The organism is Burkholderia sp. Ac-20345 (genome assembly GCF_017104825.1).
GTDB classification, from domain to species: Bacteria; Pseudomonadota; Gammaproteobacteria; order Burkholderiales; family Burkholderiaceae; genus Burkholderia; species Burkholderia lata_B.
The window spans coordinates 20,861-35,417 of record NZ_JAAGPO010000103.1; the positions used below are offsets into that span (position 1 = coordinate 20,861).

A 14,557-nucleotide genomic window follows, 5' to 3' on the forward strand; every position below is an offset into this window, starting at 1 on the left:
GGAAGCCGCCCTGGAAGGCCTGCGCGGCGGTTGTTGCAAACCATCCACAGGCCGGCCGGGCGATTTTCTGTCGCGCGACGCTGGCCGGTTATGATCGGCGACAACGTATACTCTCGGCGGTTCCCTTAAAAAGGCAGATGATGAAATTAATCGGTTCGCTCAGCAGCCCGTACGTCCGCAAGGCGCGGATCGTGCTGGCTGAAAAGAAGATCGACTACAAGCTGGAGCTCGAGAACGTGTGGGCGCCGGAGACGGATATTCATGCATCCAATCCGCTCGGCAAGGTCCCGTGCCTCGTGATGGAGGATGGTGCCGCGGTGTTCGATTCCCGCGTGATTTGCGAATACGTCGACACGCTGTCGCCGGTCGGCAAGCTGATTCCGCCGTCGGGCCGCGAGCGCCTCGAAGTGCGCTGCTGGGAAGCGCTGGGCGACGGCGTGATCGATGCGGCGGTCACGATTCGCGTCGAACATACGATGCGCGACGAGGCGCAGCGCAGCGGGAGCTGGATCGCGCGCCAGCAACGCAAGATCGACGACGGTCTCGTCGCGATGTCGCAGGGGCTCGGCGGCAAGACGTGGTGCGTCGGTAATCATTACACGCTCGCCGACATCGCACTCGGCTGCGCGCTCGGCTATCTCGACTTCCGGAATCCCGAACTCAACTGGCGCGACCGCCACCCGAACCTCGACAAGCATTTCGTGAAGCTGCTGCAGCGGCCGTCGTTCGCCGATACGCTGCCGCAGAACTGAGCCGCACGCGACACATCCACGCATTCGGCAGACGAAAGAAAAGCGCCCCGCGGGGCGCTTTTCTTTTGGCCGGGCCGCCCCGCGGCGGGGGCGGTTGCCCGCGTCATTCGATCGACGCGTACACGGCCTCGCCGAGCGTGAACGAATCGCTGCGCGAAATCGGCCACCACTTGTCATACAGCGTAAAGCCGCAGGTATTGCCGTCGAGCAGCGCGCCGGGCTTCAGGTACTTCAGCAACTGCGACATCAGCCGGACCTCGTGCGGCGCGATGCGCTGCACGATGTGATGCGCGCGCAGCTCGGACGGGTGCGCGAGGCCGGCCGCCTGCACGAGCTCCTGCAGCGCGTGCAGCGTATTGCGGTGGAAGTTGTACACACGATCGGCCTTGTCGGGCACGACGAGCGCGCGCTGGCGCACCGGGTCCTGGGTCGCGACGCCGGTCGGGCAGCGGCCCGTGTGGCAGGTCTGCGCCTGGATGCAGCCGACCGCGAACATGAAGCCGCGCGCCGAGTTCACCCAGTCCGCGCCGATCGCGAGCGTGCGAGCGACGTCGAACGCGGTGATGATCTTGCCGCTCGCGCCGATCTTCACGCGATCGCGCACGCCGATCCCGACGAGCGTGTTGTGCACGAGCAGCAGCCCTTCCTGCAGCGGCACGCCGACGTGGTCGGTGAATTCGAGCGGCGCCGCGCCGGTGCCGCCTTCCGCGCCGTCGACGACGATGAAGTCCGGCACGATGCCGGTCTCGAGCATCGCCTTCGCGATCCCGAAGAATTCCCACGGGTGGCCGACGCACAGCTTGAAGCCGGTCGGCTTGCCGCCCGACAGCGTGCGCAGCCGTTCGACGAATTCGAGCAGCCCGCGCGGTGTCGAGAACTCCGAGTGCGTCGCGGGCGAGATGCAGTCCTTGCCCATCGGCACGCCGCGCGTCTCGGCGATTTCCGGCGTGATCTTCGCGGCCGGCAGCACGCCACCGTGGCCGGGCTTCGCGCCCTGCGACAGCTTCACCTCGATCATCTTGACCTGCGGATCGGCGGCCTGCTTCGCGAACTTGTCGGGGTTGAAGGTGCCGTCGTCGTTGCGGCAGCCGAAGTAGCCGGACGCGATTTCCCAGATGATGTCGCCGCCGTTTTCGCGGTGGTACTTCGACAGCGAGCCTTCGCCCGTGTCGTGCGCGAAACCGCCTTTCTTCGCGCCGAGGTTCAGCGAGCGGATCGCGTTCGCGGACAGCGAGCCGAAGCTCATCGCCGAGATGTTGAAGATCGAAATGTCGTACGGTTGCGCGCGGTTCGCGCCGACGCGGACGCGGAAATCGTGGTTCGGCAGTTTCGTCGGCGCGAGCGAGTGGCTGATCCATTCGTGCGCGACGGCCTTCACGTTCAGCTCGGTGCCGTACGGGCGATTGTCGGCGACGTTCTTCGCGCGCTGGTAGACGAGGCTGCGCTGCGCGCGCGAAAACGGCTTCTCGTCGGTGTCGTCCTCGACGAAATACTGGCGGATTTCAGGTCGGATGAATTCGAACAGGAAGCGGAAGTGGCCCCAGAGCGGGTAGTTGCGCAGGATCGCGTGGCGGTCCTGCTTGAGGTCGTACAGGCCGAGTGCGACGAGGGCTGCGGGGATCACGAGCCACAGCCACGCGATCGTGTGCCGGGCGGCGAGCGCCGCGACGGCCACGAACAGCAGGACCGCGCACCACATCGCGATATAGCGTCGGGAAAACATGGGGACTCCATCGTAATTGTCTGGATGGCCGTCACGTCGCCTGGATCGCGCGGCGGCCGGCAGGTCGGCGCCCGAGGCGTCGCGCAGGCCCGGCGGGCATGCTGCCCGTGCCGTACCCGCCGCCGCCGGCACCCACGATGGTCGAGAGTCTACTACGGGTGTCGTGAAGCTCGCGTTGCCGAGCCGGCGCCTAGCGGGTGGCGCCGGCCGGGCGGATGAACGGGCTGTACGCCGGGGTGCCGGGTTTCAGCCGGGAGTTGTCGTCGAAGTCCTCGTCGCGGTTGAACGGCACCCGCGGCCACGCGTGCCAGTCGCGCAGCTGCGTGCGGTAGTCGGCGAGAACTTGCGAGAGGCGCGCATCCTGCCGCCGTGAGGCGTCACCGGTGAGGCCGCCGCGGACGTCGTGGATCAGATGCGGTTCCAGCACGTCGAAGCCAACATAGCGCAGCGCGTACATGATCGGCCACAGCAGCAGGCGGGTGTCGCCTTCGCGTCCGTCGGGCGCGCAGGCGGCGGCCGACGAGCCGGTCGTGACGCTCAGCAGTACGCGCCGCCCGTGCAGCACGCCGCGATCGTGGCGCTGCCGGCTGCTGTAGAGGCCGCCGTAGACGAACACGCGATCCATCCAGCCCTTCAGGATCGCAGGCGCGCCGAACCACCACAGCGGGAACTGCAGGATCAGCGCATCGGCCTGCCGTAGCAGGCCGACATGAAGCGCGATCTCGGGCGCGAGCGTGCCGCGTTCCCAGTGATGGCGCTGCTCGCGCTGCGCGTCGAAGCGGGCGGTGTCGAGCCGGTCCGCGTAGTGGCGCGGCGCTTCGCACGCGTCGAACGCGTCGGCGTACAGATTCGCAACCGTCGCGGTATGGCCGCCCGCGTGCCAGGCGTCGGCCGCCGCGCCGGCGAGGGCGGCGTTGAACGACTGCGGTTCGGGATGGGCGACGACGATCAGCGCATGCATGGCGGGCTCCGGGAGTATGCGACGATGATGGCCGGCGGCGGCGGAGCCGCGCAATCACGCACCCGGAGGTAACCATGGCATTTCCCGGCGACGTCTATGCGGCGGACTGCTCGGCGCGCGATGCGCTCGCGCTGGTCGCCGGCAAGTGGTCGCTGCTGATCCTGCCCGCGCTGGCCGAGCGGCCGCTGCGCAACGGCGAGCTGCTGAAGCGTATCGGCGGGATTTCCCAGAAGGTGCTCACGCAGACGCTGCGCGAGCTGGAGCGCAACGGGCTGATCGAACGCATCGCGGTGGCCGCGCGGCGCGCACACGTCGAATACCGGTTGACGGCGGTGGCGGGGTCGCTCGTGGAGACGCTCGTGGCGCTCGACCGCTGGGCCGAGCGCCATTTCCCCGAACTGGACGCGGCGCGCGAGCGCTACGACGCGTCGGTGCAGAACATGCGGTGAGCGGCCTGGCCGCTTCCCGCCGGCTCCCGCTTGCGCGGCACCGGCGGCGGTGCGTCAGCGGGCGAGCGCGAGGGCTGGCGCGTCGTTCGGCTGTGTGTTGCCGGCGGCCGCGGATTCGATGATCCCGCCGCCGAGGCAGATCTCGCCGTCGTACAGCACGGCCGACTGGCCGGGCGTGACGGCCCACTGCGCGTCGTCGAACGCGAGCGAGAAGCGCGCTTCGCCTGCCGGGCCGGGCGTGGCGGCGCCGAATGCGCATGCCGCGTCGGCCTGCCGGTAGCGGGTCTTCGCACCGCACGCGAAGCCTTCGGCCGGCGGTTCGCCGGCGACCCAGCTCACGTTGCCGGCGACCAGCTCGCGCGCCAGCAGCCACGGATGATCGTGGCCCTGCACGACATACAGCGTGTTCGACGCGATGTCCTTCGCGGCGACGAACCACGGATCGCCGTTGCCGCTCTTGCTGCCGCCGAGGCCGATGCCCTTGCGCTGGCCGAACGTGTAGAACGCGAGGCCGATGTGCTCGCCGACGACCTTGCCGTCCGGCGTCTTCATCGGGCCGGGTTTCGTCGGCAGGTAGCGGTTCAGGAAATCGCGGAACGGCCGTTCGCCGATGAAGCAGATGCCGGTCGAATCCTTCTTCTTCGCGTTCGGCAGCCCGATCTGCGCGGCGATCTCGCGCACCTGCGTCTTCGGGATCTCGCCGAGCGGGAACATCGTCTTCGACAGTTGCGCCTGGTTCAGCCGGTGCAGGAAGTACGACTGGTCTTTCGTGTGATCGAAGGCCTTCAGCAGTTCGAAACGCCCGTCACGCTCGCGCACGCGCGCGTAGTGGCCGGTCGCGATCATTTCCGCGTCGAGCGACATCGCGTGATCGAGGAACGCCTTGAACTTGATTTCGGCGTTGCACAGCACGTCGGGGTTCGGCGTGCGGCCGGCCGAGTATTCGCGCAGGAATTCGGCGAACACGCGGTCCTTGTATTCCGCCGCGAAGTTGACGGCTTCCACGTCGATGCCGATCAGGTCGGCCACCGACACGACGTCGATCCAGTCCTGGCGCGTCGAGCAGTATTCGCCGTCGTCGTCGTCTTCCCAGTTCTTCATGAACAGGCCGACCACGTCATAACCCTGTTCCTTCAGCAGCCACGCGGTCACCGACGAATCGACGCCGCCCGACATGCCCACCACTACACGGCGCTTGCTCATTTGTTGACCGCCTGACGTTCGAATGCTTCGGGGCGCGGCGCGACCGAATGCGTGTGCACGAAATCGAGCGGAATGCGCCGCCCGGCGAGGTAATCGTCGACGCAGCGCATCACCGCGGGCGAGCGATGGCGCTCGTGGCACGCGCGCAGTTCGTCGGCGGTCATCCACAGCGTGCGGACGATGCCGTCGTCGAGCGCGTGACCCGCGACCGGCTCGCCGGCCGTGCCGCAGAACGTGAAGCGCAGGTAGGTCGCGCCGGCGTTGCCGGGGCGGTCGTAGTGCGCGAGATAGACGCCGACGAGCGCGTCGGGCGTGAACGGGTGCGCGGTTTCCTCGAGCGTTTCTCGGATCACGGCGTCAGCCAGCGTTTCGCCGGCTTCGAGGTGGCCTGCCGGCTGGTTGATGCGCAGGCCCGACGAGGTTTCTTCCTCGATCATGAGAAAGCGGCCGGCGTGCTCGACGAGCGCGGCGACCGTCACATGCGGGGTCCAGATTTCGGGTTTCATGGTTCGGCATTTTACCGGTTGCGCCCGAACGCTGCCGGTCGTTGCGCTAAACGAATCAGACCCTTTCAATTCGTCTGTCTTGCCGATACGCGGCGACACCGGACGGGCCGGCATCGCCGTCTCGCACGTTCGTGCGGAGCGCGCTGGTACGGCCATCGCTTTCGCCTAAAGTGGAGAGTGAATGCCGTCGCTCGTGAGCCGGTAGTCAGCCTGCCCGGCTCGTTGTGCAGTAGAAATCGCCAGAAACGAAATACTGACAATGACTGGAGGGACCGACGATGCATATTGGCGTGCCTGCCGAAACGCGGGCGAACGAGGCGCGTGTGGCCGCGACGCCGGAAACCGTGAAGAAATACGCGGCGGCCGGGCATCGGGTCAGTATCGCGAAAGGGGCCGGCATTGCAGCGAGTTATCCCGACGCCGCCTATGCGGCCGCCGGCGCCGAACTGACCGGCCAGTCGGCGGCTTTCGATGTCGACTTCGTGTTGAAGGTCCAGACGCCCACCGACGCCGAACTGCCGTTGCTCAAGCGCGGCTCCGTGGTGGTCGGCATGCTCGAGCCGTTCAACGGCGAACAGGCGGCGAAGCTCGCCGCGGCCGGCGTGACGGGCTTCGCGCTCGAAGCCGCGCCGCGCACGACGCGCGCGCAGAGCCTCGACGTGCTGTCGTCGCAGGCGAACATCGCGGGCTACAAGGCCGTGCTGGTGGCCGCGGCGCTGTATCCGCGCTTCTTTCCGATGCTGATGACGGCCGCGGGCACCGTGAAGGCCGCGCGCGTGCTGATTCTCGGCGCGGGCGTCGCGGGCCTGCAGGCGATCGCGACCGCGAAGCGCCTCGGCGCGGTGATCGAGGCGTCCGACGTGCGGCCGGCCGTAAAGGAGCAGATCGAGTCGCTCGGCGCGAAATTCGTCGACGTCCCGTACGAAACCGACGAAGAGCGCGAAGCGGCGCAGGGCGTGGGCGGCTACGCGCGCCCGATGCCGCCGTCGTGGCTCGGCCGTCAGGCCGCGCTCGTGCACGAGCGCGCGAAGCAGGCCGACATCGTGATCACGACCGCGCTGATTCCCGGGCGCCCGGCGCCGACCTTGATCTCCGTTGAAACCGTGCAGTCGATGAAGCCGGGCTCGGTGCTCGTCGATCTCGCGGCCGGCCGCGGCCCGGAATTCGACGGCCGCAAGAGCGGCAACTGTCCGCTGACGGTCGCCGACCAGGTGATCGTGCACGACGGCGTGACGATCGTCGGCTACACGAATCTCGCGTCGATGGTCGCAGCGGACGCGTCGGCGCTGTATGCACGCAACCTGCTCGACTTCATGAAGCTGATCGTCACGAAGGAAGGCACGCTCAACATCGACCTGACCGACGACATCGTCGCCGCGACACTCCTGTGCCGCGACGGCGAAGTCGCGCGCAAGTAACCGGGGAAAGGGAGAGACCATGGAAGTCATCAATCACACGGTGATCAACGTGATCATCTTCGTGCTGGCGGTGTACGTCGGCTACCACGTGGTGTGGAACGTCACGCCGGCGCTGCATACGCCGCTGATGGCCGTGACCAACGCGATCTCGGCGATCGTGATCGTCGGCGCGATGCTGGCTGCGGCGCTGACCGTCGGCGCGACCGGCAAGGTGTTCGGCACGCTCGCGGTCGCGCTCGCGGCCGTCAACGTGTTCGGCGGCTTCCTCGTGACGAGGCGCATGCTCGAGATGTTCCGCAAGAAGGCGCCGAAGCAGGCCGAGGGCGGCAAGGAGGGCGCGCGATGAGCATGAACGTCGTCACGCTGCTGTATCTCGTCGCGTCGGTGTGCTTCATCCAGGCGTTGAAGGGCCTGTCGAACCCGAAGAGCGCGCGGCGCGGCAACCTGTTCGGGATGGCCGGGATGGCCATTGCGATCCTCACGACGATCGCGCTGATCGTCAAGCAGGCCGAGTGGCTCGGCGCGAACCTGCCGCTCGGCATCGCGCTGGTGCTCGGCGCGCTGATCGTCGGCGGCGGCGTGGGGGCGTTCGTCGCCGCGCGCGTCGAGATGACGAAGATGCCGGAGCTCGTCGCGGCGATGCATTCGCTGATCGGCCTCGCGGCCGTGTGCATCGCGTATGCGGTGGTGTCGGAGCCGGAAGCGTTCGGGCTCGTGCCGCAGGACGCGGTGTCGTCGGACTTCATCCCGTACGGCAACCGCGTCGAGCTGTTCATCGGCACGTTCGTCGGCGCGATCACGTTCTCCGGGTCGGTGATCGCGTTCGGCAAGCTGTCGGGCAAGTACAGGTTCCGGCTGTTCCAGGGCGCGCCGGTCGTGTATGCGGGCCAGCACCTGCTCAACCTGATGCTCGCGCTCGCGATGCTCGGCTTCGGCATCCTGTTCTTCATCACGCAGTCGTGGCTGCCGTTCGTCATCATGACGGCGATCGCGTTCGCGCTCGGCGTGCTGATCATCATCCCGATCGGCGGCGCGGACATGCCGGTGGTCGTGTCGATGCTGAACTCGTATTCCGGGTGGGCGGCGGCCGGCATCGGCTTCTCGCTGAACAACGCGATGCTGATCATCGCCGGGTCGCTCGTCGGCTCGTCGGGCGCGATCCTGTCGTACATCATGTGCCACGCGATGAACCGGTCGTTCTTCAACGTGATCCTCGGCGGTTTCGGCGGCGAGGCGGCGGCGGGTGGCGCGGCAGGTGCAAAGGAGCAGCGGCCGGTGAAATCGGGCTCGGCCGAAGACGCATCGTTCATGCTCGGCAACGCGGAGACGGTCGTGATCGTGCCGGGCTACGGGCTGGCCGTGGCCCGCGCGCAGCACGCGTTGAAGGAGCTGACCGACAAGCTGGTCGAGAAGGGCATCGACGTGAAGTATGCGATTCATCCGGTCGCGGGGCGGATGCCCGGGCACATGAACGTGCTGCTCGCGGAAGCGGAAGTGCCGTACGAGATCGTGTTCGAGATGGACGACATCAACGGCGAATTCGGCCAGGTCGATGTCGTGCTCGTGCTCGGCGCGAACGACGTCGTGAATCCGGCCGCGAAGAACGATCCGGCGTCGCCGATCGCGGGGATGCCGATCATCGAGGCGTACAAGGCGCGCACGGTGATCGTCAACAAGCGCTCGATGGCGGCCGGCTACGCGGGCCTCGACAACGACCTTTTCTACATGGACAAGACGATGATGGTGTTCGGCGATGCGAAGAAGGTCATCGAGGACATGGTGAAGTCGGTCGAATGACGCGCGCGTCGGCAACGCGGCTGCCGGCTTCGATTCACGGGCAGCGTGACCGGACAGCGGGCAGGCACGACCGGCGCTAGCCGCCGGGCCTTTTTCACGGTGCGACGAGGTTCGCGACGCACGCGGCGATCGTGTCGCGTACGCGCACGATCGCCGGGTCGCGCTGCGTGCTCGTGCGCCAGCCGATTTCGACCGGGTAGTGCGGCAAGTCGACCGGGCATGCGAGCGCGCGCAGTGGTGTGGATTGCGCGATCACGCGCGCCGCGTGCGCGGGAATCGTCGCGACCGCATCGGAGCCGGCGAGCAGGTACGGCAGCGCGGCGAAATGCGTGGTCGACGCCGCGACGCGCCGCTTGTGGCCGAGCGTGGCCAGCGCCTCGTCGACGATCCCGATCACGCCACCCGACGATACGAGCAGGTGGTCGCGCTGCAGGAAATCGGCGAGCGTGAGCGTGCGCGGCGCCCGCTCGCGGGCCGCCGGGTCGATCAGGCACGCATAGCCGCCCGTCGCGACCGCGCGCCGGCTGAGTCCGTTCGCCGAGAAGCCGCCCGACGCGATCGCGAGGTCGACGCCGTGGCGCAGCAGCGCGTCGCCTGCGATGCCGCTGTGCGTCTGCCGGAAGATCAGCCGGATGCCGCCGGCTTCCCGCGCGACGGCGTCGATCAGCGCGCGGCCGAGCGCGATCTCGAAGTCGTCCGACAGCCCGATCGAGATCGTGCGGCCGATGCGGTCGCCGCCGTCGGCCGCGATCGCGAGGCTTTCGCGGCAACGGTCGAGCGCGTCGGACAGGATCGGCTTCAGTTCGTCCGCACGCGGTGTCGGCGCGAGCCCGCGGCCGGTGCGCACGAACAACGGATCGGCGTAGATCACGCGCAGCCGCGCCAGCGCCGCGCTCACCGCCGACTGCGTGAGGCCGAGCCGCAGCGCCGCGCGGCTAGCGCCGCCTTCCTCGTACAGCGCCTCGAATACTTTCAGCAGATTCAGGTCGAGGCTGGCGATATCATCTGCATTCATGACACTTATCGTTCTATCGATTTGATCGATGACATCATATCGATAAAGATGGCGTTACCCCATTCACCGGAGACGCCTTCATGTCCACGTCAGTCATTGCCGCGCTGCAGATCGGCGCATCGCCCGCCGGCACGCGCGCCACGCTCGACACGATCCTCGGCTACGAAACCGCGATCCGCGACAGCGGCGCGTCGCTCGTCGTGCTGCCCGAGGCCGTGCTCGGCGGCTATCCGAAAGGCGAGATCTTCGGCACGCGGCTCGGCTACCGGCTGCCCGAAGGCCGCGACGCGTATGCGCGCTACGCCGCGCAGGCGATCGACGTGCCGGGGCCCGAAACCGACGAACTGGCCGCGCTGTCGCAGCGCACGGGCGCGAGCCTCGTGGTCGGCGTGATCGAGCGCGGCGGCAGCACGCTGTACTGCACGGCGCTGTTCTTCGATCCGCGCGACGGGCTCGTCGCGAAGCACCGCAAGCTGATGCCGACCGGCACCGAGCGGCTGATCTGGGGGCAGGGCGACGGCTCGACGCTGCCCGTCGTCGACACGGCCGCAGGCCGCGCGGGCGCCGCGATCTGCTGGGAGAACCACATGCCGCTGCTGCGCTGCGCGATGTACGCGAAGGGCGTGCAGATCTGGTGCGCGCCGACCGTCGACGAGCGCGACGTCTGGCAGAGCTCGATGCGGCACATTGCGCACGAAGGGCGCTGCTTCGTCGTCAGCGCGTGCCAGGTGCAGCCGTCGCCGCGCGCGCTCGGCATCGACGTGCCGGGCTGGGATCCGGAGCGGCCGCTGATCCGCGGCGGCAGCGTGATCGTCGGGCCGCTCGGCGACCTGCTGACGGAGCCGCTGATCGGCGAAGCCGGGCTGGTGACCGCGCGTATCGATACCGACGAGCTCGTGCGGGCGCGCTACGACTTCGACGTGGTCGGGCACTACGCGCGGCCCGACGTGTTCTCGCTGCATGTCGACGAGCGGCCGAAGCGGACGGTGGTGTTCGGCGGGTAGGGACGGTGGGCCGGGCGCCGCACGGCGGCCCGGAACATGGACGGCGGCGGCGCGCGGCGCGAACGCCGTCGTGCCGCGTCAGCGCATCGGTGCTTCCGCGATCCGCATGTAGTCGGCGATCCGTCGTCCTTCCATGTCCGGAAACTGTTCGTGCACGATGATGTCGCCCATTCGCGCGATGTCGAAGGTCCGGAAATCGTCGCGCAGCTCGCACCACGCGCCGATCGTCCAGCGCCCGCCCCAGTAGACGAGCCCGAGCGGCCATACGCGGCGTTGCGAATGCGCGCCGAGCCGGTCGCGGTAGTCGAAGCTGACGACGTGGCGCGTGTCGATGGCCTGGTGGATCGCGTCGACCTTCGCGCAAAACGTCTCGTCGATGTGGAACGACGGCGCGAACACGGGCAGGCGGTCGAGCGCCGTGCGCTTGTCGGCCGGCATCGCCGACGCGATCTTCGCGAGCGCCGAGCGCGCGCCGCTCGCGAAGCGTGCACCGCCCCAGGTTTCGAGCATGCGCGCGCCGGTGGCGAGCGCCGCGAGCTCCTCGGCCGTGAACGTGAGCGGCGGCAGGCTCGCATTGCGGTTCAGCCGGTAGCCGATGCCGGCTTCGCCTTCGATCGGCACCCCTGACAGTTGCAGGTCGCGCACGTCGCGATAGACCGTGCGCGGCGACACCGACAGCCAGTCGGCCAGCTGCTGCGCGGTCGTGAGACGACGCCCGCGCAACAATTCGGCGATCTGGAACAGGCGGTCGGCACGGCGCGTCATGACGGCACCTCGATTCCAACGGCAGTGGGGACTTCGCGATGATAGCGCCGCGCGCGCCCGACGGCCGCTGCGCTCAGTGGCATTTCGGCGCGTGCAGGCCGACGCGGTTGCCTTCGGTGTCGATCAGGTAGCCGACGTAGCCGTAGTTGTTCGGCAGCTCGACGACTGAGCCCTGCACGACGCCGCCCGCGCGCTTCGCGCGTTCGAGCGCCGCGACGACGGATTCGCCGGCGTTCAGGTAGACGAGCACGCCGTTCGCGCTCGGCTTCATCTGCTGCGGATCGAACACGATGCTGCCGCCCGTGCTCGATGCGTCGCGGTCGAACGTCGCCATCGGCACGCCGCCGATGACTGCGCGCTGCAGCGTCGTTTGCAGCACGGTTTCGTAAAAGCGGATCGCCCGGTCGAAATCGAGGGACGGAATGTCGAACCACGCGATCGCGCGTTCCAGGGTGACGGTGGAAGTGGCAGTTGCGGACGTCATGACGCGCTCCTTGTTGCGTTGTTGTTCAGGTTCGGTGCGGAAGCCAGCCTTGCATTGCGCCGGGATTGCAGTGTGATCGCAGCCTGCTGACACCGTATTGTCAGTAGAGTTGTCACCCTTGACATGCAACTATTTGGTTGCATAATAAGGCCATTGACCCGGGAGCGGCATGGATCTCGTTTTCAAGGCGCTGGCCGATGCCACGCGCCGCCAGTTGCTTGATTTGCTGCACGCGAAAAGCGGACAGACCCTGTCCGAGCTGTGCGACGGGCTCGCGATGAGCCGGCAGGCGGTGAGCAAGCATCTCGCGCTGCTCGAGGCCGCGAATCTCGTCGCGACGACGTGGCGCGGCAGGGAGAAGCTGCATTACCTGAATCCGGTGCCGATCCACGACATCGCGGAACGCTGGATCGGCAAGTTCGAGCGTCAGCGCCTGCAGGCGCTGGCGGATCTCAAGCGCGGGCTGGAAGCGGCCGGCGATTCTGGAGACAACGATGAGTAATCTCGCCTTTGTGTACGTGACGTTCATTGCATCGACGCCCGAGCGCGTGTTCGACGCGCTGACCAATGCCGAGCTGACGAAGGACTACTGGGTGCGGCATCGCAACGCGTCGCCCGACTGGCGGCCGGGCTCGCGCTGGGAACATCAGGACTACGACGATCCGTCGCGCATCGACATCGTCGGCGAAGTGGTCGAGAACGATCCGCCACGCAAGCTGGTCGTCACGTGGCGCACGCCGTCAGGGGAGGGTGAGGAGTCGCGCGTGACCTATCTCGTCGAGCCGCACGAGGGCGTCGTGAAACTGACCGTCACGCACGACGGGCTGGTGCCGGGCTCGGAGATGGATCGCGGGATTCGCGGCGGGTGGCCGGTCGTGCTGTCGAGCCTCAAGACGCTGCTCGAGACGGGGCAGGCGCTGCCGTTCACGATGGGGCGCTGGGCGTGTTCGAAGCACTGAAACGAAACGCCGCCGTTGCCGCGGGTGCGGTAACGGCGGCGTTCCGGTTGCCGCGGAGGGGCCGCACCCGCGGCCCGATCGCGACGATGATGCGGATTACGCGTCGCCTTCCGGCGTGGCCGGGCGCGCCTTCACGCTGCCGGCGATCAGGTCGAAGCGGAACAGCCGGCATTCGAGCGCGCCGTTGAACAGCGGCGTCTTCGCCGATTCGCGCAGCCGCAGCTGGCCCGGCAGCGAACGGTCGGACGTGAGCAGGAACGCCTGCCAGCCCGTGAAGCGCTGCTTCAGCGCATCGCCGAGCGCGTTGAAGAACTCGCTGTCCGGCGCGTCGGTGTGGGTGCGGCGGAATGCGTCGTCGTTGCCGCGGTTGCGGCCCGTCTCGCGCACCTCGCCGCGCGCGCTGCGGCCGCGCACTTCGATCCGCTCGCCGTACGGCGGGTTCGCGAGGATGATGCCCGGGCCGTCGCACGGCGGCGTCATCCCGCGCGCGTCGACCTGCTTGAGCCATACCGACGGCACGCCCGCGCGCTCGAGGTTCGCGCGCGCCTTCTCGAGCATGTCGCCGGAGATGTCGCTGCCGTACACGCCGAGCGCTTCGCCGCGTTTGCCGCGCGCCGCGCGCTTCGCGTCCAGCGCCGGGACCTTCAGCCCCTGCCACGCGGTGATGTCGTACTGCTTGAGTTTCTCGAAGCCGAACCGGCGCTCGACACCCGGCGCCACGCCGAGCGCGATCTGCGCGGCTTCCGCGAGGAACGTGCCGCTGCCGCACATCGGGTCGTACAGCGCCGTGCCGGGCGTCCAGCCCGTCAGGCGCAGGATGCCGGCCGCGAGGTTCTCGCGCAGCGGCGCCGCGCCCTTGTCGAGACGCCAGCCGCGCTTGAACAGCGGCTCGCCTGACGTGTCGAGGTACAGCGTGCATTCGCCCGCCGTCAGGAACGCGAACACGCGCACGTCCGGCGCACCGGTGTCGATGCTCGGGCGCGCGCCGGTCTTGTCGCGCATCCGGTCGCAGATCGCGTCCTTCACGCGCAACGTCGCGAATTCGAGGCTCTTCAGCGGCGACTTGATCGCGGTGATGTCGACGCGCAGCGTCTGCGTGGCCGCGAACCAGCGCTCCCACGGCTGCTCGAGCGCGAGCGCGTAGACGTCCTGCTCGTTGCGGTAGGCGCGGTGCGCGATCTTCAGCAGGACCCGGCTCGCGATCCGCGAATGGAGGTTCGCGGCCATGCCGGCGGCCCAGCCGCCGCTGAAGTGGACGCCGCCCGGCACCTGCGCGCCCGCGGTGAACGGCGCGCCGTTCAGGTGGCGGCCGGCGATTTCGGCCAGCTCGGCGGCAAGCGCCGCTTCGAGGCCGCGCGGGCAGGGGGCGAAGAATTCGTACAGGGTGGGCGAGGACATAAGGCGGGTGAGGACGTGCAAAAGTCCACTATTGTACGCGGCGCGGGCGGCCGGGGCCGGCGTTGCGTCGCGTTTCGGTGCTGCGGCGCGGGCCCGGGCACCGCGCAGGCGTGCCCGAGATCT

General features: G+C 68.3%; 16 protein-coding genes. 8 read left to right on the forward strand and 8 right to left on the reverse strand.

From position 1 onward, the window contains the following. The first annotated feature begins 137 nt into the window (after positions 1 to 137). Positions 138 to 752 (forward strand): glutathione S-transferase N-terminal domain-containing protein, encoded by a 615-nt coding sequence (locus G3O06_RS29540; RefSeq protein ID WP_174974083.1) that lies wholly within the window; start codon positions 138 to 140, stop codon positions 750 to 752. A gap of 103 nt (positions 753 to 855) precedes the next feature. Here G3O06_RS29540 and G3O06_RS29545 read toward each other — a convergent pair whose 3' ends face one another. Further along, complete coding sequence (locus tag G3O06_RS29545; RefSeq protein ID WP_174918614.1) at positions 856 to 2,475, reverse strand: FMN-binding glutamate synthase family protein; 1,620 nt, start codon at positions 2,473 to 2,475, stop codon at positions 856 to 858. Between the two features lie 190 nt (positions 2,476 to 2,665). Further along, positions 2,666 to 3,436 (reverse strand): NAD(P)H-dependent oxidoreductase, encoded by a 771-nt coding sequence (locus G3O06_RS29550; protein ID WP_174974085.1) that lies wholly within the window; start codon positions 3,434 to 3,436, stop codon positions 2,666 to 2,668. A gap of 74 nt (positions 3,437 to 3,510) precedes the next feature. Here G3O06_RS29550 and G3O06_RS29555 point away from each other — a divergent pair, with 74 nt between their 5' ends. After that, the gene (locus tag G3O06_RS29555; protein WP_205818343.1) at positions 3,511 to 3,885 is read left to right on the forward strand and encodes a helix-turn-helix domain-containing protein; all 375 of its coding nucleotides are present in this window, start codon (positions 3,511 to 3,513) and stop codon (positions 3,883 to 3,885) included. Between the two features lie 54 nt (positions 3,886 to 3,939). Here G3O06_RS29555 and mnmA read toward each other — a convergent pair whose 3' ends face one another. Together mnmA and G3O06_RS29565 are read right to left on the reverse strand one after the other, a co-directional pair. Beyond that, entirely contained in the window at positions 3,940 to 5,088 is a 1,149-nt protein-coding gene (gene mnmA / locus G3O06_RS29560) for a tRNA 2-thiouridine(34) synthase MnmA (protein WP_205818344.1), read from the reverse strand. Then, complete coding sequence (locus G3O06_RS29565; RefSeq protein ID WP_174985075.1) at positions 5,085 to 5,594, reverse strand: NUDIX hydrolase; 510 nt, start codon at positions 5,592 to 5,594, stop codon at positions 5,085 to 5,087. The genes mnmA and G3O06_RS29565 overlap by 4 nt, the downstream gene beginning before the upstream one ends. A 278-nt stretch (positions 5,595 to 5,872) precedes the next feature. Here G3O06_RS29565 and G3O06_RS29570 point away from each other — a divergent pair, with 278 nt between their 5' ends. The 3 genes from G3O06_RS29570 to G3O06_RS29580 are packed head-to-tail and all read left to right on the forward strand — an operon-like array spanning position 5,873 to position 8,809. Continuing rightward, on the forward strand, positions 5,873 to 7,012 hold the full coding sequence (locus G3O06_RS29570) for a Re/Si-specific NAD(P)(+) transhydrogenase subunit alpha (protein ID WP_205818345.1): 1,140 nt from the start codon (positions 5,873 to 5,875) through the stop codon (positions 7,010 to 7,012). A gap of 19 nt (positions 7,013 to 7,031) precedes the next feature. Then, positions 7,032 to 7,358: an NAD(P) transhydrogenase subunit alpha gene (locus G3O06_RS29575; RefSeq protein ID WP_043191178.1), complete on the forward strand. Its 327-nt coding sequence runs from the start codon at positions 7,032 to 7,034 to the stop codon at positions 7,356 to 7,358. Next, entirely contained in the window at positions 7,355 to 8,809 is a 1,455-nt protein-coding gene (locus G3O06_RS29580; protein WP_205818346.1) for an NAD(P)(+) transhydrogenase (Re/Si-specific) subunit beta, read from the forward strand. The genes G3O06_RS29575 and G3O06_RS29580 overlap by 4 nt, the downstream gene beginning before the upstream one ends. 94 nt (positions 8,810 to 8,903) lie before the next feature. On the opposite strand, the gene G3O06_RS29585 is transcribed toward G3O06_RS29580, so the two are convergent. After that, positions 8,904 to 9,824, reverse strand: coding sequence for a LysR family transcriptional regulator (locus G3O06_RS29585; protein WP_205818347.1), 921 nt, complete (start codon positions 9,822 to 9,824; stop codon positions 8,904 to 8,906). A gap of 80 nt (positions 9,825 to 9,904) precedes the next feature. Between G3O06_RS29585 and G3O06_RS29590 the strand changes: the two genes are divergently transcribed. Continuing rightward, the gene (locus G3O06_RS29590; RefSeq protein ID WP_046544957.1) at positions 9,905 to 10,828 is read left to right on the forward strand and encodes a carbon-nitrogen hydrolase family protein; all 924 of its coding nucleotides are present in this window, start codon (positions 9,905 to 9,907) and stop codon (positions 10,826 to 10,828) included. Positions 10,829 to 10,906: 78 nt separating this feature from the next. Here the strand turns inward: G3O06_RS29590 and G3O06_RS29595 are convergent, their stop codons facing one another. Then, on the reverse strand, positions 10,907 to 11,593 hold the full coding sequence (locus G3O06_RS29595; protein WP_174918605.1) for a YafY family protein: 687 nt from the start codon (positions 11,591 to 11,593) through the stop codon (positions 10,907 to 10,909). A 73-nt stretch (positions 11,594 to 11,666) separates the two neighbouring features. Further along, positions 11,667 to 12,077: a VOC family protein gene (locus G3O06_RS29600; RefSeq protein WP_174918604.1), complete on the reverse strand. Its 411-nt coding sequence runs from the start codon at positions 12,075 to 12,077 to the stop codon at positions 11,667 to 11,669. Between the two features lie 169 nt (positions 12,078 to 12,246). On the opposite strand from G3O06_RS29600, the gene G3O06_RS29605 reads away from it, so the two are divergent. Next, a complete protein-coding gene (locus G3O06_RS29605; protein WP_175004991.1) occupies positions 12,247 to 12,579 on the forward strand; it encodes a winged helix-turn-helix domain-containing protein in 333 nt (110 codons plus the stop codon). Then, positions 12,572 to 13,036, forward strand: coding sequence for an SRPBCC family protein (locus G3O06_RS29610; protein ID WP_205818348.1), 465 nt, complete (start codon positions 12,572 to 12,574; stop codon positions 13,034 to 13,036). The genes G3O06_RS29605 and G3O06_RS29610 overlap by 8 nt, the downstream gene beginning before the upstream one ends. Before the next feature lie 96 nt (positions 13,037 to 13,132). Here the strand turns inward: G3O06_RS29610 and G3O06_RS29615 are convergent, their stop codons facing one another. Further along, positions 13,133 to 14,434 (reverse strand): class I SAM-dependent RNA methyltransferase, encoded by a 1,302-nt coding sequence (locus G3O06_RS29615; RefSeq protein WP_039361417.1) that lies wholly within the window; start codon positions 14,432 to 14,434, stop codon positions 13,133 to 13,135. Between the last annotated feature and the right edge of the window lie 123 nt (positions 14,435 to 14,557).

Bases quoted from the DNA above. Each gene is read 5' to 3' on its own strand.
- G3O06_RS29575 (WP_043191178.1), top strand. From the start codon at position 7,032: ATGGAAGTCATCAATCACACGGTGATCAACGTGATCATCTTCGTGCTG.
- G3O06_RS29610 (WP_205818348.1), top strand. From the start codon at position 12,572: ATGAGTAATCTCGCCTTTGTGTACGTGACGTTCATTGCATCGACGCCC.
- G3O06_RS29600 (WP_174918604.1), bottom strand. From the start codon at position 12,077: ATGACGTCCGCAACTGCCACTTCCACCGTCACCCTGGAACGCGCGATC.
- G3O06_RS29570 (WP_205818345.1), top strand. From the start codon at position 5,873: ATGCATATTGGCGTGCCTGCCGAAACGCGGGCGAACGAGGCGCGTGTG.
- G3O06_RS29550 (WP_174974085.1), bottom strand. From the start codon at position 3,436: ATGCATGCGCTGATCGTCGTCGCCCATCCCGAACCGCAGTCGTTCAAC.
- G3O06_RS29565 (WP_174985075.1), bottom strand. From the start codon at position 5,594: ATGAAACCCGAAATCTGGACCCCGCATGTGACGGTCGCCGCGCTCGTC.
- G3O06_RS29580 (WP_205818346.1), top strand. From the start codon at position 7,355: ATGAGCATGAACGTCGTCACGCTGCTGTATCTCGTCGCGTCGGTGTGC.
- G3O06_RS29545 (WP_174918614.1), bottom strand. From the start codon at position 2,475: ATGTTTTCCCGACGCTATATCGCGATGTGGTGCGCGGTCCTGCTGTTC.
- G3O06_RS29605 (WP_175004991.1), top strand. From the start codon at position 12,247: ATGGATCTCGTTTTCAAGGCGCTGGCCGATGCCACGCGCCGCCAGTTG.
- mnmA (WP_205818344.1), bottom strand. From the start codon at position 5,088: ATGAGCAAGCGCCGTGTAGTGGTGGGCATGTCGGGCGGCGTCGATTCG.
- G3O06_RS29595 (WP_174918605.1), bottom strand. From the start codon at position 11,593: ATGACGCGCCGTGCCGACCGCCTGTTCCAGATCGCCGAATTGTTGCGC.
- G3O06_RS29615 (WP_039361417.1), bottom strand. From the start codon at position 14,434: ATGTCCTCGCCCACCCTGTACGAATTCTTCGCCCCCTGCCCGCGCGGC.
- G3O06_RS29585 (WP_205818347.1), bottom strand. From the start codon at position 9,824: ATGAATGCAGATGATATCGCCAGCCTCGACCTGAATCTGCTGAAAGTA.
- G3O06_RS29540 (WP_174974083.1), top strand. From the start codon at position 138: ATGATGAAATTAATCGGTTCGCTCAGCAGCCCGTACGTCCGCAAGGCG.
- G3O06_RS29590 (WP_046544957.1), top strand. From the start codon at position 9,905: ATGTCCACGTCAGTCATTGCCGCGCTGCAGATCGGCGCATCGCCCGCC.
- G3O06_RS29555 (WP_205818343.1), top strand. From the start codon at position 3,511: ATGGCATTTCCCGGCGACGTCTATGCGGCGGACTGCTCGGCGCGCGAT.